The sequence below is a fragment of the Acidovorax sp. Leaf78 genome, from assembly GCF_001422735.1.
In the GTDB taxonomy this organism is placed as follows: domain Bacteria; phylum Pseudomonadota; class Gammaproteobacteria; order Burkholderiales; family Burkholderiaceae_C; genus Acidovorax.
Window position 1 is genome coordinate 426,680 of the sequence record NZ_LMLZ01000022.1, and the last position, 24,364, is coordinate 451,043.

General features: G+C 68.0%; 20 protein-coding genes. 10 read left to right on the forward strand and 10 right to left on the reverse strand.

Translation table 11 applies throughout. The annotated features are described in order from the left end of the window. Positions 1-10: 10 nt before the first annotated feature. Positions 11-532 carry a sigma-70 family RNA polymerase sigma factor gene (locus ASF16_RS20420; RefSeq protein ID WP_056171565.1) on the reverse strand — a complete coding sequence of 174 codons (522 nt, stop codon included), beginning with the start codon at positions 530-532 and terminating at the stop codon, positions 11-13. A gap of 131 nt (positions 533-663) precedes the next feature. Between ASF16_RS20420 and ASF16_RS20425 the strand changes: the two genes are divergently transcribed. Continuing rightward, positions 664-933 carry a DUF3297 family protein gene (locus ASF16_RS20425; RefSeq protein WP_056171566.1) on the forward strand — a complete coding sequence of 90 codons (270 nt, stop codon included), beginning with the start codon at positions 664-666 and terminating at the stop codon, positions 931-933. Between the two features lie 55 nt (positions 934-988). Beyond that, complete coding sequence (locus tag ASF16_RS20430) at positions 989-1,492, forward strand: reverse transcriptase-like protein (RefSeq protein WP_056171568.1); 504 nt, start codon at positions 989-991, stop codon at positions 1,490-1,492. Positions 1,493-1,614: 122 nt separating this feature from the next. Here ASF16_RS20430 and ASF16_RS20435 read toward each other — a convergent pair whose 3' ends face one another. The 5 genes from ASF16_RS20435 to ASF16_RS20455 form a co-directional block, all read right to left on the reverse strand. Then, positions 1,615-2,139, reverse strand: coding sequence for a GFA family protein (locus ASF16_RS20435; RefSeq protein ID WP_056171569.1), 525 nt, complete (start codon positions 2,137-2,139; stop codon positions 1,615-1,617). Positions 2,140-2,306: 167 nt separating this feature from the next. Continuing rightward, complete coding sequence (locus ASF16_RS20440) at positions 2,307-3,599, reverse strand: RNA polymerase sigma factor (protein ID WP_056171571.1); 1,293 nt, start codon at positions 3,597-3,599, stop codon at positions 2,307-2,309. Positions 3,600-3,618: 19 nt separating this feature from the next. Then, positions 3,619-4,026: a VOC family protein gene (locus ASF16_RS20445; RefSeq protein ID WP_056171573.1), complete on the reverse strand. Its 408-nt coding sequence runs from the start codon at positions 4,024-4,026 to the stop codon at positions 3,619-3,621. A gap of 65 nt (positions 4,027-4,091) precedes the next feature. After that, positions 4,092-4,631, reverse strand: coding sequence for an SRPBCC family protein (locus tag ASF16_RS20450; protein ID WP_056171575.1), 540 nt, complete (start codon positions 4,629-4,631; stop codon positions 4,092-4,094). A 29-nt stretch (positions 4,632-4,660) separates the two neighbouring features. Then, positions 4,661-5,074, reverse strand: a complete 414-nt coding sequence (locus ASF16_RS20455; RefSeq protein ID WP_056171577.1) for a YciI family protein — start codon at positions 5,072-5,074, stop codon at positions 4,661-4,663. Between the two features lie 242 nt (positions 5,075-5,316). Here ASF16_RS20455 and ASF16_RS20460 point away from each other — a divergent pair, with 242 nt between their 5' ends. From ASF16_RS20460 to ASF16_RS26300, 4 genes are all read left to right on the forward strand, one after another. Continuing rightward, positions 5,317-9,285: a WG repeat-containing protein gene (locus ASF16_RS20460; protein ID WP_056171579.1), complete on the forward strand. Its 3,969-nt coding sequence runs from the start codon at positions 5,317-5,319 to the stop codon at positions 9,283-9,285. A 148-nt stretch (positions 9,286-9,433) separates the two neighbouring features. Then, positions 9,434-9,991, forward strand: coding sequence for a hypothetical protein (locus tag ASF16_RS26295; RefSeq protein ID WP_156372149.1), 558 nt, complete (start codon positions 9,434-9,436; stop codon positions 9,989-9,991). 86 nt (positions 9,992-10,077) lie between these two features. Continuing rightward, positions 10,078-10,878 carry a hypothetical protein gene (locus ASF16_RS20470; RefSeq protein WP_235507458.1) on the forward strand — a complete coding sequence of 267 codons (801 nt, stop codon included), beginning with the start codon at positions 10,078-10,080 and terminating at the stop codon, positions 10,876-10,878. 104 nt (positions 10,879-10,982) lie between these two features. Then, positions 10,983-11,525: a hypothetical protein gene (locus ASF16_RS26300; RefSeq protein ID WP_156372150.1), complete on the forward strand. Its 543-nt coding sequence runs from the start codon at positions 10,983-10,985 to the stop codon at positions 11,523-11,525. A gap of 80 nt (positions 11,526-11,605) precedes the next feature. Here the strand turns inward: ASF16_RS26300 and ASF16_RS20480 are convergent, their stop codons facing one another. Further along, positions 11,606-11,971 (reverse strand): YciI family protein, encoded by a 366-nt coding sequence (locus ASF16_RS20480; RefSeq protein WP_056171586.1) that lies wholly within the window; start codon positions 11,969-11,971, stop codon positions 11,606-11,608. Positions 11,972-12,415: 444 nt separating this feature from the next. Between ASF16_RS20480 and leuA the strand changes: the two genes are divergently transcribed. The 3 genes from leuA to ASF16_RS20495 all read left to right on the forward strand — a co-directional run bounded on the left by leuA (position 12,416) and on the right by ASF16_RS20495 (position 16,058). Beyond that, positions 12,416-14,104, forward strand: coding sequence for a 2-isopropylmalate synthase (leuA, locus tag ASF16_RS20485; RefSeq protein WP_056171591.1), 1,689 nt, complete (start codon positions 12,416-12,418; stop codon positions 14,102-14,104). A gap of 138 nt (positions 14,105-14,242) precedes the next feature. Then, a complete protein-coding gene (locus tag ASF16_RS20490; RefSeq protein ID WP_056171593.1) occupies positions 14,243-14,767 on the forward strand; it encodes a C40 family peptidase in 525 nt (174 codons plus the stop codon). 190 nt (positions 14,768-14,957) lie between these two features. Beyond that, positions 14,958-16,058, forward strand: coding sequence for a 3-deoxy-7-phosphoheptulonate synthase (locus ASF16_RS20495; protein WP_056171595.1), 1,101 nt, complete (start codon positions 14,958-14,960; stop codon positions 16,056-16,058). 40 nt (positions 16,059-16,098) lie between these two features. Here the strand turns inward: ASF16_RS20495 and ASF16_RS20500 are convergent, their stop codons facing one another. Then, a complete protein-coding gene (locus ASF16_RS20500) occupies positions 16,099-16,488 on the reverse strand; it encodes a PaaI family thioesterase (protein ID WP_200912377.1) in 390 nt (129 codons plus the stop codon). 95 nt (positions 16,489-16,583) lie between these two features. Then, on the reverse strand, positions 16,584-17,072 hold the full coding sequence (locus tag ASF16_RS20505) for a MerR family DNA-binding transcriptional regulator (RefSeq protein ID WP_056171600.1): 489 nt from the start codon (positions 17,070-17,072) through the stop codon (positions 16,584-16,586). Between the two features lie 277 nt (positions 17,073-17,349). Between ASF16_RS20505 and ASF16_RS20510 the strand changes: the two genes are divergently transcribed. Beyond that, positions 17,350-22,236 (forward strand): EAL domain-containing protein, encoded by a 4,887-nt coding sequence (locus tag ASF16_RS20510; RefSeq protein ID WP_056171602.1) that lies wholly within the window; start codon positions 17,350-17,352, stop codon positions 22,234-22,236. A gap of 1,195 nt (positions 22,237-23,431) precedes the next feature. Here the strand turns inward: ASF16_RS20510 and ASF16_RS20515 are convergent. Next, positions 23,432-24,037 (reverse strand): Spy/CpxP family protein refolding chaperone, encoded by a 606-nt coding sequence (locus ASF16_RS20515; RefSeq protein ID WP_056171604.1) that lies wholly within the window; start codon positions 24,035-24,037, stop codon positions 23,432-23,434. Positions 24,038-24,364: the final 327 nt, after the last annotated feature.

A 24,364-nucleotide genomic window follows, 5' to 3' on the forward strand; every position in this document is an offset into this window, starting at 1 on the left:
ATGCCCGCGATCAGACCGGGGCACCGTTGGCACGGCACTGCAGCAGAACCTGCACCAGATACTTGCGCACCATGCGATCGGACACACCCAGGCGTGCCGCCACACTGGCATGGCTCTCACCGTCGAGGTAATGCAGAACAAAAGCTTCTCGCGCCTTGGCAGGTGTTCCTTGCAACGCCGTGCTGATCTGCACCAGCGCCTGCACCGCCATCAGCGTGTCTTCCGGGGAGTGGTGGCCGGTTGCGGCACCCGCGGCGTGCGCCAGCTCGGCCAGGTAGGCCTGCTCGACCTGCTGGCGGCGAGCACGGTCTACGAGCAAGCGCTTGGCGGTGGTGGTGAGATAAGCGCGCGGCTCGCGCATGCCCGTCAAAGCATCGCGCGAGGCAATGATGCGCACGAAGGTGTCCTGCGCAACGTCGGCCGCGTTGTGCGCGCAGCCCATGCGCGCACGCAACCACCCGAACAGCCAGCCATGGTGCTTGCTGTACAGAGCGTGCAATTCCTGCTGCAGGGCAGGCTCGGCGGCTGGCATGGGGCCCGTGTTGTAACGAATGAGAATTATTCACAATTGTATCGCCATGCCCTCGACGGTATGTGGCATCTCGCAGGCCCGCCAGCGAATCAAAGAAAATACGCGCTTTTGCTTTGCAACCAGACCACCGCATGACCGACACCACGCCAGCCGCCACGACCGCCACCGGCCGTCCCGCACTCCCCGACCACCTGAGCGTGGACCCGCGCAGCCCGCACCACGTGGCTGCGGTGTTCCAGCATGACATCGGCATCCGCTTCAACGGCAAGGACCGCACCGATGTGGAGGAATACTGCGTCAGCGAGGGCTGGGTGAAGGTGCCTGCGGGCAAGACGGTGGACCGCAAGGGCCACCCGCTGATGATCAAGCTCAAAGGCAAGGTCGAGGCTTTCTACAAGTGACACGGGGCCCGCGCGGCTGCGCCGCGCCGGGATCTGCCGCGCGTCTTTTTTTTCCATGCCTGACGACAACGCCGCACCCTGGGTGATCCATTGCGACGGCAGTGCGGTGCCCAACCCGGGGCGCATGGGCCTGGGTGCCGTGGTGTGTGCGCCCGATGGCACGGTGGCGCAGCAGCTGTCCGAGGCCACCACCTTCACCGGCTGCAACAACGAGGCCGAGCTGCGGGCGCTGGCCCTGGCGCTGCGCTGGCTGCAAAGCCAGGGTGGCGCTGCCGGCAGCGCCGTGATGGCCTACAGCGACAACAGCGTGCTGGTGGAGCAACTGGGCACCACCCGCCCCGCCGGGAGTCCGCGGGTGCCTCCCATCGCCAGGCTGGCCGGCTTGTTCGATGAAGTGCGCGCGATGATGCAGGCCTGCGGCGATGTGAGCGTGCAGTGGATTCCACGCCATCGCAACGGTCAGGCCGATGCACTGGCACGTGGGGCGCTGGGGTTGGCGCCCAAGCCGTCCACGGGGCATCACACCCGTACGAAGAAGAAACGACAGAAGCGGCGGTGAGGAGCCGGGGGCTGGCGCATGCCATCTGCACGCGCCCCTGCCTTGTTCCCTCTCCCGCAAGGGAAGAGAGCGTGAAGACAAGTCCCGCGTGACACGTTCTGTGTGCGAAACCCCAGGCCCCCTCAATCCAGCCCCAGCGCCTCCCGGTACGCCGTGATCCTCGGCAGCAGCACCTGGCGGCGTGCCAGGCTGTCGGGCGGCCAGTGGGTGTCGCGCTCGTAGTACTCAGGCACGGCGGGAGTGCCGGGCGGCAGCACCACCCAGGGCTGTTTGGACTGGGTGTAGATGTGGATGTCGGGCGGCAACAGGTCCGGCGCGTCCAGCGTGCCCACGCGCACAAAGGCCACCAGCGGGCCCGCGCCGGAGTAGTGGCTCCACACCGCCACGCGGCAGTGCGGGCAGCGCGCGATCTTCTGGCCGAAGCCGCTGTCCGACGGTGTGTCCACCAGATCGACCGCGCCCACCTGCAGCGCCATGCGGTCGGACTCGATCATGGCGTTCAATGCAAACGACGCGCCGCTCTCGCGCTGGCACCAGCGGCAGTGGCAGCAGTGCACGAACAGCGGTGCGGTGAGCATGCGGTAGCGGACATGGCGGCAGGCGCAGCCGCCTTCCAGGGGGAACGACGCAGTGTCAGGGTGTGTCATGGCGCAGCGATGATGGGGTGGCCCGGGATGGCCCCATTCTGGCGAAAACGCGCCACAAAATCACGCGGTCAACGCACACGCTGACACCACCGCCGCTGAGCGCCTGCGTGGTGGGTTCGAGGTGCGTACGGGCGGGGTTGGGATGGACGCATGCAGCGCGACGCCTGTCAGCCGCCCGCGCGCGCCAGCAGCAGGGCCTTTTCCTGCGCGTTGCGCGTGAGGCCCGCCGCACGCTCGAACTCGGCGCGCGCCTCGGCCACGCGGCCCAGCTTGGCCAGCAGGTCGCCGCGCACGCTGGGCAGCCAGTGGTACTGGGCCAGCACAGGGTCGGCCGCGATCTCGTCCACCAGGCGCAGCGCGGCCGCCGGGCCTTCGGCCATGCCCACGGCCACGGCGCGGTTCAGCGCCACGACGGGCGAGGGCGCCACCTGCACCAGCGCGTCGTACAGCGCCACGATGTGGGCCCAGTCGGTGTCCTCGGCGCGCCGTGCGCGCGCATGGCAGGCAGCGATGGCGCCCTGCAGGGCGTAGGGGCCCCAGGCATGGCCTGCGCGCGCCAGCTGTTCGGCCTTGTCCAGGGCGGCCAGGCCCCGGCGCACCAGCAACTGGTCCCACCGCGCGCGGTCCTGGTCCATGAGCAGCACGGGCTTGCCCTCGCCATCGGTGCGTGCGGGCAGGCGCGAGGCCTGGATCTCCAGCAGCGCCACCAGGCCATGCACCTCGGGCTCGTCGGGCACCAGGCTGGCCAGCACGCGCACCAGGCGCTGGGCCTCACCGCACAGCGCGGGGCGCATCCAGTCGTCGCCCGCCGTGGCGGCATAGCCTTCGTTGAAGACCAGGTAGATGACTTCCAGCACCGACGCCAGGCGCGGCGCGCGCTCGGCCTCGCCGGGCACCTCGAAGGGCACGTGGGCGGCCGACAGGCTGCGCTTGGCCCGCACGATGCGCTGCGCCACCGTGGGCTCGGGCACCAGAAACGCCCGCGCGATCTCGGCCGTGGTCAGGCCGCCCAGCAGCCGCAGCGTGAGCGCCACGCGCGCCTCGGTGGGCAGCACCGGGTGGCAGGCGGTGAAGATGAGGCGCAGCAGGTCGTCGCCGATATCGTCCTGCTGCGCGGCCACCAGTGTGTCCACCACGTCGGGCGCGTACTGGGCTTCGAGCGCCTCCAGGTCCTTGCCCAGCGCCTCGTGCTCGCGCGCGTGCAGGGCCTGCTGGCGCAGGTGGTCGATGGCACGGCGCTTGGCCGTGGTCATGAGCCATGCTGCAGGGTTGGCCGGCAGGCCGGTGGCGGGCCAGTGCTCCAGCGCGGCCACCAGCGCGTCCTGCGCCAGCTCTTCGGCCCGCCCCACGTCGCGCGTCATGCGCGCCACGCTGGCGATGATGCGGGCGGCCTCGATGCGCCAGACGGCATCGATGGTGCGGTGCAGGGCATCGGCATCGGGACTGCGGGGGTCGTGCATCGGTGGCCTCGGTGAACGCTCAGCCCAGCGCCTTGCTGGCATCCACCATGTGCACGAATTCCCAGCTGTGGCCATCGAGGTCGTCAAAACTGCGCGAGTACATGAAGCCCAGGTCCTGCCCCGGGCGGGGCGAGGTGCCGCCGGCCGCCACAGCCTTGGCCACCAGGGCGTCGACCTCTTCGCGGCTATCGCACGAGAAGCACAGCAGCACTTCCGACGTGGTGCGCGCATCGGCGATCGCCTTGCTGGTGAAGGTCTGGTAGAAGTCCTTGACCAGCAGCATCACAAAAAGATTCTCGCCCACCACCAGGCAGGCACCCTGTTCGTTGGTGAAGTCGGGGTTGAACTCATAGCCCAGGGCGCGAAAAAACGCCTGCGAGCGGGCCATGTTCTCGATGGGCAGGTTCACGAAGATTTGTTGGTGCATGAGAGGCTCCTGAAGGGGTGTGAAGGTAAAGGGAAACGAAAGCTTTGGCAAAGGGGTGGCGGGTTTCACGCTGCGGGTTTGCCCAGCGCCACGGCCTGCAGATTGGCCAGGCCGTCCTCGAAGTCCTGCCCCACCATGCGGTCCATGTTGAAGACCAGGTGCGCGATCTTGGCGAGGTAGGGCACGGGGCCCTGCATGGCCCACGTGACGCGGGTGGCGCCCGCGCCTTCGGGCTGCAGCGTGAACTCGACCTGGTTGTGGGCTTCGAAGGGTTTGACGAAGTCGAGCTTCATGCCCACGCGGCGGGGCGCCGTGGCTTCCACGATCTCCATGCTGCCGGTACCCACCTTGTCGCCCTGCCAGGCGTAGCGCGCGCCGGGGCCGGCCGTGGTGGCGCTGTACTCGCCCTTGATGGCGGGGTCTTTGCGTTCGTACGGGTTCCAGGTATTGAACTGGCGCAGGTCGTGGATCAACCCGTACACGCGCTCGGGCGGGGCGGTGATCACACGGCTGCGTTCCACGCGGAAGGTGTCGGGGCGGGTGGCAGCGTAGGCCAGCAGCAGCGCCAGGGCGGCGAGCAGCACGAGGGCGATGGTCTTGATCATGGTGATGGCTCCAGGGCTGGCGGGTCGTGTCAGCCGCGGGCTTCGAGTTCGCGAAAGTGCTCCACGCCCTGCACGGCGGCGAAGTCCTCCATCTCGTACAGGGGGCGCACCTCGATCTCGGCCGCCAGGCCCTCGCCGCGGGGGTTGGGGAAGCGGCGCGTCCATTCCAGCGCCTCGTCGCGGTTGCGCACCTGGATCAGCGTGTACCCGGCGATGAGCTCCTTGGTCTCGGTGAACGGGCCGTCGGTGACGGTCCGTGCACCGGCGGCACCGTAGTGCACGCGCCAGCCCTGCGCGCTGGGTTTGAGGCCGCTGCCATCGAGCAGCACGCCGGCCTGCGCCAGCTCCTCGTGGTAGCGGGCCATGGCGGCCATCAGGGGTTCGGTGGGCATGTCGCCGCGCTCGGACTCGGCGGTGGCTTTCACGATGATCATGAATCGCATGGGGTTCTCCTGGCAAGGGTTCGGGGTGCGGGCCGCGGCGAATCGCTGGCCTTCATCTGCACGACGAACGAACCTGCGCCAGATCGACACGCTGTCGGCAGATTGCGGGTTTCTACGTAGAAAAAAACTCTGCGCGCCCCTGCGCAAGGGGCTGCTGTGGCGTATCTGCCAAGCCGTGCAAATGGTTACCGGCCGCACCCGGATGCATCGTTAGGATGCCCCGCGAGGGACCCCCACCAACAATGACCAGCGACAGCAACAACAACGACACCGAACCGACACCCCCGTGGCTGGCCAGCATTCCGCTGGAACCCAGCCACCAGACCCTGGCAGTGCTCATCGTCCACCCGGGCCGGGCGGTGGTGCCGCCCGAGGGCCTGGCCGAGGTGCTGCGTTTCTGGGCCGACGGCCGCGGAGGATGGATCGGCGCGGCACGGGCCGCCCACGGGCTGTGGGGCTACATCGACGGGGAGGGCCGCTGGCGCGTGCCGCCCACGCTGCACAACGCCCGCAGCTTTTCCGAAGACGGCCTGGCGCGCTTTTGCGATGGCGGGCGCTGGGGCTTCATCGACCTGACCGGCGCGGTGGTCATCCCGCCCGCCTTCGACAATGCCCAGCCGTTTCGCCACGGCCTGAGCGCGGTGCAGGTAGGGCAAGATGCCTGGCGCATCATCAACCGCACCGGCCGCACCACCTGCGACGAGGTCTTTCATGAGCTGGGCGCTTTCGGTGCCAACGGCTTGGCGCGCGCCACGCTGTGGAAGAAGTCCCGCAACGAACGCACCCACGGCTTCGTGGACGGCACGGGCCGCTGGGTGATCGAGCCGCGATTTCGCGACGCGCGGCCCTTCGGCGAGTCGGCCACGACCGCGGCCACGCTGGACGGAGACCTCTACGGCCTCATCGACGCCAAGGGCCACTGGGTACTGCAGCCGCGCTACCCGCGCATCGACGCCTTCAACGCCGAGGGCCTGGCCTTCTTCGACGAACCCAACGCCTGGGACAACGGCCACGGCTACCTCAATGAACGCGGCAAGGTGGTGGTCAAGGGCGGGCGCCACCTCTCGCCGCGCATGGCGTGCGGCGTGGCCGCCAACAGCTACGACGGCACGAGCTTCCTCATGGCGGACGGCACGCCGCTGCCCACCCCGCCGCTGAGCTACGGCACGGATTTTTCGACCGAGAGCTGCTACGCCGTGGCACGCACCGCCGCCGCCCGCAGCGGTGCCACCGCCCCGGCGCACTGGGGCCTGCTGCACCCCGAGGGCCGCTTCGTGCCCGCGCCCGAGCACCTGCTGGAGCCGCTGACCGATGGCGACGGCTGGATGGTGGCGCACCCGCCGGACACGCCGCTGGTACCTTTTCTCACGCGCGACGGGCAGCTGGCCTTCATCGACGGCGAAGGGGCCATCACCTGGCGCGCCCACTACGACGGGCAGCAGGTGGCGCTGCTCGATGCAGCCGGCACACCGCTGTGGCGCAGCGGCGTGCGCGAGAACTGCTGGCCCCCGGGCCCGTTCTTCAACGCGCCGCTGACCGACCACCTCGAAAACCTGGAAACGCTGGACGGCATCGTGCCCCTGGCACTGGACCTGCTGGCCGACGCGGAGGCGCGGCTGCACCGACTGGCCGCGGGCGATGAACTCGCGCCCGACGGGCCCGTGGACGGTGAGGACGGCGATGGCGACGACGGTGATTCCGACGAAGACCAGGAGCCCTGCCAGGTGCAGGCCGACCGGACGGTGGTCGTGCGCCGCGTGATGCGCGCCTACCTGAGCGAGTCGCACAACGGGCCGTACGAATTCCTGTGCACCGACCTCAACCGCGCGGTCGACGAAGCCCGCGTGGCCATGGTGCAGCAGCTGACCGAGCGCCTGGGCGCCGCGGACCCCAACCCGGAGCACGCCGCCCCGTGGCACCGCCGGGGCGAGTACACCCAGGCCTGGCCCGTGGCGCTGGCCAAGCCGCTGCCGGGCGACAGCGGCACGCTGCACGAAGCGCGCGAACAATGGCTCACGCTGTACAAGCACTCGGACTCGGGCGACGGCGATGTGTGGTGGGAGCTGTGGCTCATGGCCGCGCCCAGCATCGATGCGCTGCAGCTGGCGCAGCGCACCCGCACGGCAGCCCCCGCCACGCCGGCCGCGCTGCCCGCCCAGAGCGACGTGCGTAAAAGCCCGGCCAGCGATGGCCCGGCGCTACCGCACAGCCAGCCGCACGATGACGAGCCCGGCACGCCGCTGCCCCAGACCCGCGGCGACTGGCTGCGCGCCGTGCAGGACGACCGCTACGCCATCGCCCACGTGCCGGCTGAATGGCTGGACGACGCCCTGGTGGACGCCGCGCTGGCCGCGAACGTCGCGGCGCTGGAGTCCGTGCCCCCCGCCTGGCAGACGCCCGCGCGGCTCGCAGCCCTGGTGCGCCGCGGCCTGCGCGAGGCGGCGGACATCCCGCCCGAATGCATGACCGCCGAAGCGCTGGCCCTGGCCCGCAGCCTGTATGCCGGCCAGCCCGAGTGGGACTGGCGCGACGAGCGCAACAGCCGCATCCCCACCGCCTGGGACCACAACAGCCTGTGCGACGTGTGGGGCTGCCTGCTCACGCCCGAGCTGGCGCTCAAGGCCGTGCGCGCCCAGGCGCCGCTCAAGGACCTGGCGCACTGGCTGCGCACCGATGCGGTGGAGCAGGCCGCGCTGCAGGCCGACATCTACAACATCAGCTACATCGACCCGCGCAAGATCACGCCCGCACTCGCCGAGCGCGCCGTGCGGCACGACTACGGCTGCCTGATCGAGCACATTCCCGCCGACATGCTCACGCCCGCGCTGTGCCTGGCCTCGGCGCGCGCCAACGGCCTGTCGCTGGACAAGATCCCTGCGGCGCTGCGCACCACCGAGGTGTGCGTGGCCGCGCTGCAGGACCGCTGGGACATGTTCCCCGCAGTGCCCGATGCGCTGCGCGAGGCGGTGACCACGCGGCTGATCGACGACGACCTCGCGCAGGCGCGCCAGGATGGCGAGCCGCGCGAAGGCAGCCACTGGCACGTGCAGCGCGCCTGGGCGCGGCTGTGGGCCGGCGACCACGAAGGCGCGGTGGCCGACGCCCGAATGGGCCAAGGCCGCGTGCGCCACGCAGAGCATGCGCACTACATCCTGGCCAGCGCCTTGCGCGCACTGGGCCGCACGCAGGAGGCGGCCCTGGAAGCCTCGACCGTGCTGTCGCTGCAGTCGCCCTACAGCGCGCAGTGGGACAGCGATGAGGACACTCGCTGGCTGCAGTCCCTGGCCCAAGCCCAGGCCCACGCGGCCGACGACGCCACGCTGATCGCACAGCTGGCCTCGCACCCGCGCACGCTGGCCGACGTGCCGCGCGAACGCATCACCCACGCCATGGTCGATGCCGCCCTGGCGGCCGACGAAGACACGGTGCGCTTCGTGCCCAAGCGCCTGATGACGCCCGCGCGGTACGCGGCAGCCCTGCGGCAGGGCGTGAAAGCGTTCGACCAGATTCCTGTCGACATGCTGAGCGAGGACGCCTGCATTGCGCATGTGCAGGACAGCGGCTGGCGCCTGGCCGAGGTGCCGCCCGCGCTGCGCACCGTGGCGGTCTGCGCCCATGCGCTGCGCGACAGCCACAGCGCCCTGGAGCATGTGCCCGAACCCCTGCGCAGCGACGCCCAGGAAGCCGCCGCACGCCTGCCGCGCGACAGGGATGAGGATGAGGACGAGAGCCCCCGCTCCAGCGGAGCCGGCCACTGGCTGAGCCGCCGCCTCGTCGAGTCCGCCCTCAAGGGCCAGGACACCGCCGCACGCCGCCTGCAGCACAAGGGCATGGTGGCCGCGTTCATGGTGCAGGCCGCCGTGACCGCCCGATCCAGCGAACCGCCTACGCTGCGCGGCCTGGCCGGCTGGTTCGAGCAGCGCGCGGTGCTGGCGCTGGTGACCAACCTGCTGCTGGGCCTGGCCGCACTGGTCGGCCACGCCTTCGTGTCGGTGGCCGCCTGGCGCGCCGAAGGGCCGTGGATGGGGCTGCTCACCTTTGCACTCATGGGCTTTGCCGACGCGTACTGGGCTTGGCGCTTCCTCTTTGCCACGCCCGCCAGCGCCGCACTGGCCGTGACGGCCATCGTGGTCGTGGTGTATGTGTTCGGCTGGCGGCGGCTGTACCGGCGCGTGGGGCTGGCGTATGCGGCGCGGGGGGAGAAAGACTGACCCTGGCACGCTCCGTGTCCGCATGTCTGGGCATGGCGCCCTGGCATCACAACGGTGGAGTAAGACATTGCAACCCGCGCGTTGGGTTACACCACCGCCCGGATAATCCCTTGCGCTCCAAGCCCCAACCGATGCTCTTAGGGACTCAATGAAGAACGCGCGCACGAGAATATGGCTGACTGCAGTTTGCTTTGCAGCCAGCAGCCTGGCAGAAGTGTCAGCCCAAGGCGATCAAGCTGCCGTGGCCAGGTCAGCGGGTGACACGCACCGCTCAGCGAACGTTTTTTTACGGCCTTCGACGGCGGAGATCAGCAATCCCGCAACGCTACGAGCCTACCTGCGGACCAAGGACGAGGTACACCACAGCCGGTATGCGCAGCGAACCAACCGCTTTTGCTTCGTCAAGCAACCTCCCCGCAGCGACGTGGAGGGGGACACTGCCAGCCTGTGGATGATTTGGCACGAAGGCGGGGAAATTTTAGATAGCGCTGGAAGCATTGGGCCCGGAGACGATGCGGCATTGCGGGGGCGGTCTGAAGCGCTGGCCAAATCGATCAATCTGGCCACGGACGTGGTCGAGTCCAAAGAACAAATCGCTGGCAGCACCTTTCTGATAGACCGTGCCTGGGTGGACAACATTATCAATGCGTGCAAAACCACGGGCCGCACTGTCAGCATTGCACCACTTCGAAAAACCAGGCACTGACTCTCGCCTGCACGGTGCGCTACATCAGGCTTGCATCACATCAAGGAACCTAAGTGCCAAGCGCGCTTCTCAAATTCACGAACAACATGACTGCGCCGAGCGTACTCACGCTGGTGGAAGGCAACACGCTCAAATTGAAGCTGGAGGGCATTCCCAAAGCCTATGTGCTGAAGACCCTGGTGGACCAGCCGCCCATCGTGGCAGCAGGCGATACCAAACACAACGCACGTGCCGATAGTTGGCAATTCGAGTTCATCGCCAAACAGGCGGGCCTGGCGCGCATCAGCATCATCTCCAGCCAGGGCTCTTCCGCACTGTCGATCTCTCCCTCTGCCATCACGATCCAGGTGGAAGCGGCTATGAAACTCCCGCCGCTCGACACCGAAGAGGGCATGCTGGTGCGGCTCCTGCTTGCGGAAAGTCGCTCTCCCGAAAAAATGGGCAGTGCCACGGCCGAGGAAGTCAAAAAGGGCATGCAGTGGATGCGCAGGGTGATCGTCAACCGGTTGCGCAGCGACAAGCCGGAGGAGTTCATGGCCCGAGGTGCCAGCGGCATTGTCGACATCGTCAGGGCTGACGACCAAGGCTCAGTACAGTTTCACGGCTTCAATCAATATCCTCGTCTGGAAGAAGGGATCGCAAAGAACCTAGACGACTCGCTATCGATCGCCAATGACGGAACGCATCCGAAGCGCGCGGCATATGCGCAGTTCGTACAAAGCGCAATCGATGTGGCCAACGAAGCCCTGCCCATGGACCCTTCACCCAACGGCCTGTTCGCGTGGCGGACCAGACGCGCCACCTCACCCAGCGCGGAGTTCAAGCTCTTTGCGATGGCTGCAGGAAACGATTTCTACACCCACACCCGGCTGAAGAAGAAGGACTGAGCCCGCGCTTTCGGCCCGGGCGTAGAGGCAGTCGCTGTCTGCTTTTTCCATGTGCGCAAAGCTGCTCGCTCAATGCGATAAGTCCACGGCGCCAAGTGAATCCCATGAACACCATTCACGCCAGAACCTGGCTGGCCGCAACCTGTGCTGCTCTATGCAGTGTCGCGAGCGCAGCATCAGCGGTCTCTGCCGAACAGCCTGCCGCTGCTATTCCTGAGGCAGCCATCTCCCGCCCATCGCTTGCGGAAATCAGTTCTCCTGCCGTACTTCGGGCCTATCTGCGTACCAAAGATGAAGTCCGAAACAGCCGGTATGCACAGCAAACCAACCGCTTTTGCTTTCTAAAGCTTGCGCCCCGTACTGGCTTGCAAGGTTCTAGGGGCAACATGTTGATGATCTGGCACAACGGGGGGGAAATACTCAACAGTAGAGGCCGTGTTGCTACCGGAGACGAGGCAGCGTCACTGGGACAAGCGGAGGCGCTTGCCAAGTCAGTCAATCTGGCCACCGACGTCGTCGAGTCCGAAGAGCAAATCGCCGGCAGCACTTTTTTGGTGGACCGCGCCTGGGTCGAGCGCATCGTGAGCGCATGCCACAAGACCGGCCGGACCGTGACCATCACGGCTCCGCGAAAGGGCAGGCGCTGACGTCTCGATGCTGCGGGGCTTGCACGCAGCTGCTCAGGGCATTCGGCCACCAAGGCTTGGCAGCCGCGGTGGGCCGGATTTCAGCTCTCAGCCCCGTGAGAACAAGGCGCCACTTCCCGCACCTCGATGGTCGCCCACTCCGCCGCGGGGCACGCCTGCGCGATGGCCACAGCCTCGTCGCGGGTGGCGCAGTCGATCAGGAAGAAGCCGCCCACCATTTCCTTCGTTTCGGCAAACGGCCCGTCCACCAGGCGCGACTGGCCGTCGCGCACCTGCAGGCGCACGGCCTGGTCGGTGGAGGCCAGTGATTCGGTGGCGCGCAGCAGGCCGCGGGCCTTGAGGCTGTCGCCAAACTCCACCATGCGCGCATAGGCCTGCTGCCCGCCGGCCAGCCCCCGCTCGGCGCGTTGGCCGTGGGGTTCCATGATGAGCAGCATGTAGGGCATGAAAGGTCTCCAAAGATGACGACGGGGGCGTGCAGCAGACTGTGCTGGCGGGAGTGCGCCATGCTAACAGCGGTAATTTGCTATTGTTTCAGTAGCTGCTTGCGCTTGCCCAGCGAGCGGTAGCGGCCATTTTCATTTGTATTCTTGCGCACTGCAGCAAGCCTGTGCTATCTTAGGCACCCTATGCAACGCAGCATGATCCTATCCACCCTATCGCTAAGCCTACTAGTGCTTGGCCGGGGTCTGCCTGCGTTCGCCACCGTTGCCTGACTCGCTCAGCGCAACACCTGATCTCCCCCTGACCCCGGCCCGCGAACCAGCCTTTGCACACGCAAAGGGCTGCAGGGGATGTCACACGTTTTGTTTTTTCATTCATTTCGTCTGACCCGTGCACCGCGCCTGTTTTCTTTCAGCGCACCGCACACACCGTTCGTGGAGCCTCTCATGATTGCCAAGCCCGCCACCAAGTACCAGCCCATCGCCCCGGTCGCTTTGACCGACCGCCAGTGGCCCACCCGCAGCATCACCCGCGCACCCGTGTGGCTCTCCACCGATCTGCGCGACGGCAACCAGGCACTGTTCGAGCCGATGAACGGCGAGCGCAAGATGAAGCTCTTTCACGAGCTGGTGCGCATCGGCTTCAAGGAGATCGAGGTCGGCTTTCCCGCCGCGTCGCAGACCGACTTCGACTTCGTGCGCCGCCTCATCGACGAGGACCTGATCCCCGACGACGTGACCATCATGGTCATGACCCAGTCGCGCGAGGACCTGATCGCGCGCACTGTGGAGGCCGTCAACGGCGCTCCCCGCGCCATCGTGCACCTGTACAACGCCACCGCGCCTGCCTGGCGGCGCATCGTCTTCGGCATGAACGTGACGCAGGTGATGCAGCTGATCGCGCACCATGTGGGCTATTTGAAGCAGCTCACCGACGCGCAGCCCGCCACGCAGTGGACGCTGCAGTACTCGCCCGAGACCTTCAGCGCCACCGAGCTCGACGTGTCGCTCAAGGCCTGCCAGACGGCCATCGGGGCCTGGAACGCCGGCCCCGGCCGCCCCATCATCATCAACCTGCCCACCACGGTGGAGAACGCCACGCCCAACGTGTTCGCCGACCAGATCGAATGGATGGACCGGCGCCTCGCCCCCCGCGAGCACATCACGCTCTCGGTGCACCCGCACAACGACCGCGGCACCGGCGTGGCCGCGGCGGAGCTGGCGATGATGGCCGGTGCCGACCGCGTGGAAGGCTGCCTCTTTGGCAACGGCGAGCGCTGCGGCAACGTGGACATCGTGACGCTGGCGCTCAACATGTACACGCAGGGCGTGCACCCGAACCTCGATTTTTCGGACATCACCTCGGTGGCGCGCATTGCCGAGGAATGCACCTCGCTGCCCGTGCACCCACGCCACCCCTACGCGGGCGACCTGGTGTTCACCGCGTTCTCGGGCTCGCACCAGGATGCGATCAAAAAAGGCTTTGCCGCGCAGGACCCGAGCGCGCTGTGGGAAGTGCCGTACTTGCCCATCGACCCTGCGGACCTGGGCCGCACGTACGACAGCGTGATCCGCGTGAACAGCCAGTCGGGCAAGGGCGGCATCGCCTTCTTGCTGGAGCGCGAACACGGCGTGGTGATGCCGCGCCGCATGCAGGTGGAGTTCAGCGCCGTGGTGCAGCGCCAGACGGATGCGAGCGAGGGCGAGATGAGCGGCGAGGCACTGTGGGACCTGTTCCAGGCCACCTACCTGCGCGCCCCGGCCCAGGCGGCCATCATCTGCCACAGCCACCGGCTCGATGAAGACGGGCAGGGCATCGAGCTCGACGTGACCATCGACGGCACGCGCCAGCACTTGCGCGGCCAGGGCAACGGGCCGATCGCCGCCACGGTGGATGCCCTCGGCCTGCCGCTGCGCGTGGACCACTACGAAGAGCGCGCCACCGGCACGGGCGCCAACGCCCAGGCGCTGGCCATCGTGGAGGCTGCGATGGAAGGCGTGGCAGGCTCCACCTTTGGCGCGGGCATGAGCCACAACATCGTGACGGCGTCGGTGCTGGCCATCGTGAGCGTGGCCAACCGGCTGGCCGAGCGGCGCCAGGGCGTGGCCGCCACGGGGACGGTGACAGCGGCGTAACCTTGTGGTTGCGGCCGTTGCAAAAAGGATAGCTGCCAGCGCTGGTCCTTCCATCGCTGGTGGCCATCCGGACCAATAGCCCCAGGCCGCGGGCGGAGTCCGGGCAGGCACCGGGGTCCATCCGTTACCCTTCGGGCCATGCGCGTTGTTTCTCACAGACTGGCCCTGGCCGCCTGCACCGCCGCCCTGCTGGCCCTGGCGGGCTGCGGTACCTCGCGGCCCCCCTCGTCTTCTTCGTTCCCTTCGTCATCATCGTCGTCGGCGCCGGTGCGCACCACGCCGCCCCTGACCGCGGAGCAGGCGCACGACATCGCCATCCACGCGCTGGGCCTGGTGGGCACGCCGTACCGCTACGGCGGCAACACGCCGGACTCTGGCTTCGACTGCAGCGGGTTGATCGGCTATGTGTACCGCAACCAGGTGGGCACCCCGCCGCCCCGCACGGTGGCGCAGCTCAACAGCTGGGGGTATCCCATCGACGGCAGCGAGCTGCGCGCCGGGGACCTGGTGGTGTTCGGCACCGGCCGCCAGCCTAACCATGCGGGCATCTATGTGGGCGAAGGGCGCTTTGTGCACGCGCCGTCCACCGGCGGCACGGTGCGGCTCGACCAGCTGCAGTCGCGGCATTGGTCGCGGCAGAATGCGGCGTTCCGCAGACCGTAGCGGCTCCCCCTGAGTCGCCTTCGGCGCCTTCCCCCTGAGGGGGACGACGCCCTTGCTGCGGGGCGGCCCTTGCTCGGCGTCTCTCGCCTGGGGCGCGCCAGTCTTTACCAATGTCGCCCATGGGTAGAAAGGTGTTCGCCCGAATCTGCCAGCAGCGGCTGTCCAGCGCCGCGCGACAATCGGGGCCACCATGACCCACGCACACCGCTCCGCCACCCCGATTTCCACCCACGATACGACGCGCGTCGATGACACGCGCATCAAGGCCGTGCGGCCGCTCATCACGCCGGCTTTGCTGCAGGAATGGCTGCCCGCGCCCGATGCCGCCCAGACGCTGGTGGAGACCAGCCGCACCGCCATCTCGCGCGTGCTGCATGGGCAGGACGACCGGCTGGTGGTGGTGGTGGGGCCCTGCTCCATCCACGACCATGGCCAGGCGATGGAGTACGGGCGCCAGCTGAAGGTGCAGGCCGATGCGCTGCAGCAGGACCTGCTCATCGTGATGCGCGTGTACTTCGAGAAGCCGCGCACCACCGTGGGCTGGAAGGGCTACATCAACGACCCGCACCTGGATGGCAGCTTTGCCATCAACGAAGGGCTGGAGCTGGCACGCCAGCTGCTGCTGGATGTGCTGGCGCTGGGCCTGCCAGTGGGCACGGAGTTTCTGGACCTGCTGTCGCCGCAGTTCATCAGCGACCTGGTGAGCTGGGGCGCCATCGGCGCGCGCACGACCGAGAGCCAGAGCCACCGCCAGCTGGCCAGCGGCCTGTCGTGCCCCGTGGGCTTCAAGAACGGCACCGACGGCGGCGTGAAGGTGGCGAGCGACGCCATCCAGGCGGCGCAGGCATCGCACGCGTTCATGGGCATGACCAAGATGGGGCAGGCCGCGATCTTCGAGACGCGCGGCAACCAGGACTGCCACGTGATTCTGCGCGGCGGCAAGCAGCCCAACTACCAGAAGGCCGATGTGGATGCCGCCTGCACCATGCTTCAGGCGGCGGGCCTGCGCGAGCAGGTGATGATCGACGTGAGCCACGCCAACAGCAGCAAGCAGCACCAGCGCCAGATCACCGTGGCGGGCGAAGTGGCCCAGCAGATCGCCGCGGGCGACCAGCGCATCACCGGCCTCATGATCGAAAGCCACCTGCAGGAAGGCCGCCAGGACATCGTGCCCGGCCAGCCGCTCGCGCCCGGCGTGTCGGTGACCGATGCCTGCATCAGCATGGCGCAGACCATTCCGGTGCTCGAAGGCCTGGCGGCGGCGGTGCGGGCGCGGCGCGCACGCGGCTGACCTTCCGGCCCTGCGCTCTGCGGTGGGCCGACAGCAGCAACTACCGCGCTGCCGTGGTGTCGATGTTGCGCGCTGTGGCCAGCAGCGTGGCGCACAGGGTTTCCTGGCCGTCCGCATCCACCGCAAACACGTCGGACGCGCACACCGTGAGCAGCCGCGCCGCGTCGATCACGCGCCCGCGTGCCCGCAGGCACACGCCCCGTGCCGGGGCCACGAGCTTCACGGTGGCGTCCACCGTGGCATTGACCCAGCCCGGCGGCAGCACGCTGCCGGCCGCGCCCACCGCGGCAAAGTCGGCCACCGCAAAAACGGCCGTGGCCTGCAGCTGGCCGGGGCGAAAGCAGAACGCGTCACTCACCGGGATTTCCACCTCCACCGCGCCCGGCTCGACGCGCACGAAGCGCAGGCCCAGCGTGCGCGCCATGGGCATGGCCAGCACCAGCGATTGCAGCTGGGTCAATGAAGTGGAGGATGGGACTGATGAAATGGACGCCGTGGCGGGACCAGTGGCAGGTGCAGAGGGGGTCATGGTGCTTTCCTGGTGGGGCGGGGGGATCGTGAAGCCGGTGGTGGTGGCGGTGCGGGTGCGGCCGGCGCAGGGGCGGGCCGCACGCGGGGCCACGGGGCCTTGGCTTTGGGTGCCGCGGCCTGGGCACGCCGCGCCGTGGCCTGCTTTGCCCGAAACCACGCCGCGTGCTCCAGCACGCGCTGCTTCTGGGCCTGCAGCCCGGCGATCTGCTGGTCCAGCGCCAGGGCGCGCTCGCGCAGGTCTTGCACCATGGCGTCGATGCACAGCGTGCCGGCGCGGTAGGCGGCCAGGCGCGGCGCGATCTGCGGCAGGGTGAAGCCCAGCTGGCGCGACATGGCGATGAACACGACCTCGCGCTGCAGGGCCACGGGATAGTCGCGGTAGCCGTTGGCGCGCCGGCGCGGGGTGAGCAGCCCCAGCCGCTCGTAGTGGCGCAGGGCATGGACCGAGACCGAGGTGCGCTGGGCCAGTTCAGAGATCTGCATGGCGCAAAGCCTAGCAAGCCTGGCGCTGCACGAAGGTTGCCTGTGCGACTGCTTTTGGGGCAAACCCCCATGCCCAGCGCCGCGGGCAGAGCGCGTCGCGGTGTAGCATTCACCTTTTACCGTCCTGGCCTGGGCACTGCGGCCTGCGGCGACGGTTTTCATCCCCACTGCGAAGACCCTTGACGATGCTTGAGCTCCACGGCAATGCCACCCAGGCCGCTCCAGGCGCCGGGACGGGGTGCGCGCCGCTGGGTCGCTGCACGATAGCTGCCTGACCATGTCATCAGCCCACGCACCCGAAGAGGCAGCGCGGCTTTTGGCACTGCAGTCCTACGCGATCCTCGACACCCCTGCCGAGGAAGGCTTCGACCAGTTGGCGGCCCTGGCCGCGCAGGTGTGCGGCTGCCCCATCGCGGTGGTCAACTTTCTCGACGGCGAGCGCCAGTGGTTCAAGGCGTCGGTGGGCCTGGCGTTTCAGCAGACCGAGCGCGCCATCGCGTTCTGCGCGCATGCGCTGGACGGCCGCCGCGACCCGATGGTGGTGCCCGACGCCGCCCTGCACCCCGTGCTGGCCAGCAACCCGCTGGTGGTGGGCGATCCGCATGTGCGCTTTTATGCCTGCGTGCCGCTGGTCACGCCCGAGGGCTTTGCCCTGGGCACCCTGGCCGTGGTCGACACCGTGCCGCGCACGCTGCAGGACGCACAGATCGACGCCCTCAAGATGCTGGCGGGCCAGGCCATGGTGCAGTTGGAGCTGCGCCGCCAGAAGCGGCTGCTGGCCCACTTGGTGCGCGAGCGCGACCAGATGCACGCCGAGATGGTGGCCCAGGGCGAGGCGCTGCGCGCGGCCGGGCGCATCGCGCGCATCGGCGGCTGGACGGTGGAGCTGCCCGGCCAGCAGTGGACCTGGTCGCAGGAGATCGCGGCCACCTACGGGCTTGCGCAGCGGCAAAGCGGCCTGGCGCAGGTGCTGCAGCTGTACACGCCGCCCTACCGCGGCGTGATGCAGCGGGTGCTGGACGACTGCCTGCAGCACGGCACGCCGTTCGACATCGAGGCAGAGGCGCTGATGCCGGGCGAGCGGCACTTCTGGGTGCGCACCGCGGGGCAGGCGGTGCGCGGTGCCGAAGGGCAGATCCTGCGCATCCAGGGCGCCTTCCAGGACATCACCACCCAGCGCCGCGCCCACCAGGCACAGCGCGAGAGCGAGGAGCGCTTTCACCTGGTCTCGCGTGCCACGGCCGATGCGGTGTGGGACTGGAACCTGTTCACCGACCACATCTGGTGGAACGAGGGCATGCAGACCTTGTTCGGCGTGCCGCCCGACCAGCTGCAGGCCGACAGCAGCTCCTGGACGTCACGCCTGCACCCCGAGGACAGCGGTGCGGTGACCACCGGCATCCACGCGGTGATCGACGGCAACGACACGCACTGGTCGAGCGAATACCGCTTTCGCCGCCACGACGGCAGCTACGCCTGGGTGCTGGACCGCGGCTTCGTGATCCGCGACGGCAGCGGCAAGGCGGTACGCATGGTGGGCGGCATGGCCGACATCAGCCGGCAAAAGCTTGCCGAGATCGATGCGCAGCGCGATGCGCAGAACCACGCCGAGCTGCTGCAGGTGCAGCAGCGCATCTCGTCGATGGCACTGCCGCTGCACGAGGCGCTTCAGCTCGTGGCCGACACGGTGCTGCACCAGACCCAGGCACGCGGCGCGCTGGTGGAGCTGCTGCGCGACCAGCAGCTGGTGGCGCAGGCGGCAGCGGGCGACCATGTGCGCCCGGTGGGCCACCTGCTGCCGGTGGACCAGAGCCTGCTGTGGCCCACGCTGCGCGAGGGCCGCACCGTGGTGTGCAACGACACCGAGGCCGCGGGCTGGGACATGGCCTCGCTGCCGCACCGCCAGGGCGTGCGCTCGGTGATGGCAGTGCCGCTGCGCACGGCCGAGGGCGTGGTGGGCTCGCTCAAGGTCACGTCGGACCAGCCCCAGGCGTTCTCGCGGCGCGATGTGGCCCACCTCGAGATCCTGACCGAGTCGCTCGGCTCCATGGTGCAGCTGCGGCATGTGGCCGCGCAGCTGCGCGCGTCCGAGCAGCAGTACCGCATGCTGTTCGACGAGCACCCGCACCCGATGTGGGTGTACGACAAAGCAACGCTGCGCCTGCAGGCGGTGAACCAGTCCATGGTGACGCACTACGGCTACGCTGAGGCCGAACTGCTGGCCATGCAGATGACCGACCTGTGGCCCGCCGAGCGCCGCGCAGCCATCAAGGCCAGCATCGATGCGATCCCGATGGACCAGCGCAACCGGCCTGTGGTGAGCCGCCACCTCAAGAAGGACGGCTCGATGATGGACGTGGAGATCACGGCCGGCAGCATCAGCTTCAATGGTCGCCCCGCGCGCCAGGTGCTGGCCACCGACGTGACCGAGCGCCTGCGCACCGAGCGCGAGCTGGCGCGCATGGGCCGCGCGCAGCGCCTGCTCAGCGCCTGCAACGAGACCCTGGTGCGCGCCACGTCCGAAACCGCGCTGCTGCAGGCCATCTGCCAGATCGCGGTGGACATCGGCGGCTACCGCATGGGCTGGGTGGGCTTTGCACGCGACGACGAGCGCAAGTCCATCGAGCCCGTGGCCCATGCCGGCTACAACCAGAACTACCTGGAGAACCTGCACCTGTCGTGGTCGGCCGACGACCCGTACGGGCGGGGCCCGGCGGGCACGGCGGTGCGCTCGGGCAAGCCGGTGATCGTGCAGGACATCCGCGCCGAGGGCGACTTCGCCGACTGGACAGAGCGCATGCTGGAGCACGGGTTCCATGGCGTGATCTGCCTGCCGCTGCAGCAGCGCGACCGCGACCAGGACCGCACGTTCGGCCTGCTGTACCTGTATGCGCCCGACATCCTGCAGATCAGCGCGCAGGAGGCCGCGCTGCTGCAGGAGCTCTCCAACGACGTGGCCTTCGGCATCACCAGCCTGCGCGCACACAAGGCGCAGCAGCGGCTGCAGGCCTCTGTGCTCAAGGTGGCGGCGGCCGTGTCGGCCAGCACGGGCACCGAGTTCTTCGTGCAGCTGGTGCGCAACATGGCCGATGCGCTGGGCGCTCAAGGTGGCTGCGTGGTGCGGCTGCTGCCCGGCAGCGAAGGTCAGCCCGACCGGGTGACCACGCTGGCGGCCGTGCTCGACGGCCACATGCTGTCCAACGACGAGTACATGCTGGAGGGCACGCCCAGCCAGATGCTGCTCAGCCAGCGCGAGTACGTGGTGGCCGACAAGGTGCAGCAGGCGTTTCCGTCCGCGCCCATGCTGCGCCTGGTGGGCGCGCAGGGCTATGCGGGCCAGCAGCTGTGCAACGGTGACGGCGAGGTGGTGGGCATCGTGTTCGTGCTGTTCCGCCAGCCCATCGCCGAGACGGATTTCATCACCTCCACGCTGCAGATCTTTGCCGCGCGCGCCTCGGCCGAGATCGACCGGCAGCTGGCCGATGCGCGCATCCGCCACCAGGCGTCGCTGCTGGACAAGGCGCAGGACGCCATCCTGGTGCGCGACCTGACCCACCGCATCATCTTCTGGAACAAGAGCGCCGAGCGCCTGTACGGCTGGTCGAAGCTGCAGGCGCTGGGCCAGTCCATCGAGACGCTGCTGTACGACGACCCCGCGCATTTTCGGCATGCCACGCAGGCGGTGCTGGAGCAGGGCGAGTGGACGGGCGAGATCGTGCAGTACCACCGCGACGGCAGCACCATCGAGGTGGAAGGCCGCTGGACGCTGGTGCGCGGCGACGACGGCCACCCGCAGTCCATCCTGGCCATCAACACCGACATCCGCCAGCGCAAGGCCAGCGAGCGCGAGATCCAGCGCCTGGCGTTCTACGACGCGCTCACCGGCCTGCCCAACCGCATGCTGCTGATGGACCGCATCGGCCACGCGCTGGCCAACGCCAACCGCCGCCACCACGGCGGGGCGCTGCTGTTCATCGACCTGGACAACTTCAAGACGCTGAACGACACGCTGGGCCATGACCAGGGCGACCTGCTGCTGCAGCAGGTGGCGCAGCGCCTGAACACCTGCGTGCGCAGCGTGGACACCGTGGCGCGGCTGGGTGGCGACGAGTTCGTGGTGATGCTGGAAGAGCTGAGTGCCAAGCCGCACGAACTGGCTCTGCACGCGCGCGGCGTGGGCGAAAAAATCCTCACCATGCTGGCCGTGCCGTATGCGCTGGCAGGCTACCAGTACCGCAGCACGCCCAGCATCGGCATTGCGCCGTTCACCGGCGAGCAGACCAGCGTGGGCGAGCTGCTCAAACAGGCGGACCTGGCCATGTACCAGGCCAAGACGGCGGGGCGCAACACGCTGCGCTTCTTCGACCCCGACATGCAGGCGGTGGTGACGGCCCGCGCGGGCCTGGAGACCGACCTGCGTGCAGCCCTGGCGCAAGAGGAGTTCCTGCTGCACTTTCAGCCGCAGATGCACCAGACGGGCCTGTGCGTGGGGGTGGAGGCGCTGGTGCGCTGGGCCCACCCGCAGCGCGGCATGGTCTCGCCCGCGCAGTTCATCCCGCTGGCCGAAGAAACCGGGCTGATCCTGCCGCTGGGCCGCTGGGTGCTGCACACCGCGTGCAAGCTGCTGTCGAGTTGGCAGGACGACCCCGCCCTGGCCCACCTGACCATGGCGGTGAACGTGAGCTCGCGCCAGTTCCGCCATGCCAGCTTTGTGGACGACGTGGCCCGGGTGCTGGCCATCACCGGCGCACCGGCCCATTTGCTCAAGCTCGAGCTCACCGAGAGCCTGCTGGTGGAAGACATGGAAACCACCATCGCCACCATGGCCGCGCTGCGCAGCTACGGCGTGGGGTTCTCGCTGGACGACTTCGGCACCGGCTATTCGAGCCTGAGTTACTTGAAGCGCATGCCGCTCGACCAGCTCAAGATCGACCAGAGCTTCGTGCGCGACCTGCTCACCGACCCCAACGACGCGGCCATCGTGGACACCATCATCGGCTTGTCGCGCAGCCTGGGCCTGCAGGTGATCGCCGAAGGCGTGGAGACGCCCGAGCAGCGCGAGCTGCTGGCCCATGCGGGGTGCATGCACTACCAGGGCTATCTGTTCAGCCGGCCGCTCTCGGCCGACGTGCTGGCGACCTTTCTCAAGCCCGCCGCGGGCTGATCCATAGTTTTTTCAGACGCTGCCCAGGGCACTGGGTGGCGTCTATGCGTGTTTTGCGTCCGCTGCCGCCCATGGCAGGGAGTGCGATGGCGCACTGAGAGCCTCATGTCGGGCCCTTGGCTCGTCTTGCGGGGGGGAGGGGTCTGCCCCAGGGCTTACCGGCCTTCACGGCCTCTCAGGCTGTGTCCAGCGGCCTTTGCTGAACGCCACCCCTTCTGGAAGCTTCTGCTCCGTCGACCCCTTCCCCCTTGCAGTACCCATCCGGCGCCAGCTTCAGCGTGGGCCAGGGCTTCGGGAAGTTGTCCCTGTTTTCTTCTTTATTTTCTTTATAAATACATAGTCGTAGTAGTAGAGGCAGGCTTTTGGTGTGGACAACTGCCTTTTTCCCAGACACGGCAAGCACTTGCGCGCCGCCCAACCCTGTGGGTCAGCCCCTCTTTCCGCTGTCGCACCGGCGGGGACAACAACCAGGAATCGTCGCTGCCTGTGGACAACCGGGTAGTTGTGCAAAAACTATCCCCAGTTTTACGCACCGGCAGATGGTGTCGCAAACATCTGCATAAAAACCCGGTCTACCGCTTGACTGGTAAAGGTTAATAGCTACTGAATTTGTAGCAAACACTGGTTTTCGACGCCGCTGCGACGCGGTGACGGCCCCTTTTTCCTGATGGGTTTCGGCACCGTGGACAGCGTCGGCTCCCCGTTCATGAAGTCGCGGACGGCAGAAACCCATCGCTCATCCCCATCCAAGTTCAGCGTCTACGGCCTGGCCGAAGGGCGAGGCAACGTGTCCACCCAACGGCTGCATTGCCCCGGATTTAGGGTGTCTTGTTATTCATTGATAGTTCTATTTATAAATAGCAGTAGTAGTAGAGCAGGCCTGTTTCTGTGGACAAGGCTGGTTTCCCCAATGCTGGCGCGCACTTGCGTCGCTTCAAACACTGTGGGACGCAGGCCTTGAACTTCGGGGCTCGCAGACAACAACTTCGGGCCGCGGCATTTTTGTGTGGATAACTGCCCGGTTGTGCCAGAACTGCCCCCAGACTTATCCACAGTGGGGCCTGGGGCCTGTGCGCTGTCGCCGACGACCCCTTGACCCGCAAAAACCGCTGGTCCGGCTACCCCCGCAAAAAAGCCCGGGGTCCTGGACAGGACCCCGGGCTCCGGGTGGGCTGCCGGTGGGCAGCGGTGGGCGTTACTTGGCCGGTGCAGCGGCGGGCGCTGGCTTGCCTGAGGCGTCACCATGGTGGTGGCGGTCGCCGCCCTTGCCGTGGCGGCGGCCTTCACCGTCGCCGTGCGGGCCGCCGCGGTGGTGGCGGCTGGCTTGTGCATCGAAGGTCTTTTGCTGTTCGGGCGTCAGCGTGGTGTAGAAGGCCTTGGTCGCCTCGCCACGGCGGTCGGCCTCGGCGGCATGCTGGGCGCGCAGGGCCCGCATGCGGTCGATGCGCTCGGGCGTCGTCAGCTTGTCCATGTCCTTGCGGTCCAGGCGTGCGGTGCGCTCGCCGGGTTGCAGGGCCGTGGTGAAGGTGGTCCAGCCCGATTCCTGTGCAGGCGTCAGCTTGAGCTGGTCCTTCAAGGCGGCCATGCGTTTTGCCTGGTGGGCCTGACGGGCCTGGTGGCGTTCGTGGTGGTCCCGGCGCGGCTCGCCGGCTTGGCGGGTCTGGCGGGCTTCAGGGGCGGTGGCGCTGGTGGCCGACGGGGCGGTTGCAGGGCTGGCAGGTGCCTGTTGCGCCAGAGCGGGCAGGGCCAGGGCAGCCAGAACAGCGGTGGCAACAAAGCGGCGTGGAAGTTGGAAAGCCATGGTGTGAGTCCTTTCACAGGGGGTTGGTATCCGCTGCACCCAGGCTGGTCAGCGGTTGAGAGTCAGTGTCCGCCCGCCATGTATCGCCGCCGTGCCCACTGGGTGAGGCTGTGTAAAGTTGTGACAAGAAGCTCCGTACGCGGAGCGGGTTTTGAGGTGTTATCAGCCTCTACCGCCTGTCTATCCAGCGCTGGCAGCTATTGAATTTGTAGCGGTGCTGCGTGTGGATGTTGCGAAGCCTGCGGTGCGGCGCGAGACCGGCGCCCACAGCCCCGACAATGGCGGATTCGCCGTTTGCCCGTTGTTCGCTCAACGCCTAGAAGAGAA